This window comes from Phycisphaeraceae bacterium (assembly GCA_040222855.1).
GTDB lineage: Bacteria > Planctomycetota > Phycisphaerae > Phycisphaerales > Phycisphaeraceae > Mucisphaera.
Genome location: JAVKCD010000004.1, coordinates 1 through 942, shown reverse-complemented (window position 1 = coordinate 942; position 942 = coordinate 1). Strand labels below are relative to the sequence as shown.

Below are 942 nucleotides of genomic sequence, written 5' to 3'. Positions count from 1 at the left end.
AGAGGCTGCCAAAAAACTGGATACTAAAAGGTGATTTAGGTGGTTGCTTCCAGCAGGATGTGTAAGCAGATGACGGCTGCGGCAAGGGTAGTCCAGGCGTCGATCGTCGTGCCGGAGCGATCGTAGCGGACTCGCATGCGGCGGAGCCCTTTGATCCAACTGATCGTTCGTTCGACGACCCATCGCACACGCCCAAGGTGACTGCCGTGCACGGTATTGCGTTTGCGAATGTGCGGCTCGATGCCCAGCCAGCGGAGAACGCTTCGCGTGGCTTCGCAATCGTAGCCCGCATCGGCGTACAGTTTCTCAGGATGTGTGCGTGGACGGCCTGGCTTGCCACCCACGACGGGAAACGAAACGACGGTGGGTAGGATCTCTCGCTGGTCGCTGCGATTTGCCGGTGCCGTACGAATCACCAACGGCACACCGTCGCGATCGACCAAGAGCGTGTATTTCGTCCCTTTTTTACGGCGATCGACGGGGCTGGGGCCCGTGGCTTCGCCGCCGCCGAAAGCCCGCACCTGTGTCGAGTCGATCATCGCGATTTCCAGGTGCAGTTCATTCTCGTGACGCAACATGGTCAACAACTCTTTGTGTAGTTGATCCCAAATCCCCTCACGCTCCCAGGCTTGCAGCCGAGTGCGCGCCGTTTCGCCACAACAGCCCATCTCTTTTGGCACATCTTTCCAGCGGCAGCCGGTGACCAACACGAACCAGATCACCTTCAGCACGCTATAATGATCGATCGATCGGCGTCCACCTTGCGGCCCGGGTTCCCGCTCCGGTGGCAGCAACGGTCGAGCCAACTCGTAAAACCGCTCCGGCATTCGTGCGTCCGCCATGACAGTTCTCCTTGTGTACGAGACAAGAAACTGTCATGGTCGGGCGCAAATATCATGCCCAACTCAAACGTTCTCCAAAGTGAGTTTTTTGGCAGCCTCT

Annotated in this window: 1 protein-coding gene; it reads right to left on the bottom strand. The window is 58.3% G+C overall.

Annotated features, from left to right (window positions below; genetic code table 11):
* Nucleotides 1-35: 35 nt before the first annotated feature.
* Nucleotides 36-842: an IS5 family transposase gene (locus tag RIG82_03200; GenBank protein ID MEQ9459947.1), complete on the bottom strand. Its 807-nt coding sequence runs from the start codon at nt 840-842 to the stop codon at nt 36-38.
* Nucleotides 843-942: the final 100 nt, after the last annotated feature.

Excerpts from the sequence above, each read along its gene's own strand:
- RIG82_03200 (MEQ9459947.1), bottom strand. The coding sequence starts at position 842 with ATGGCGGACGCACGAATGCCGGAGCGGTTTTACGAGTTGGCTCGACCG.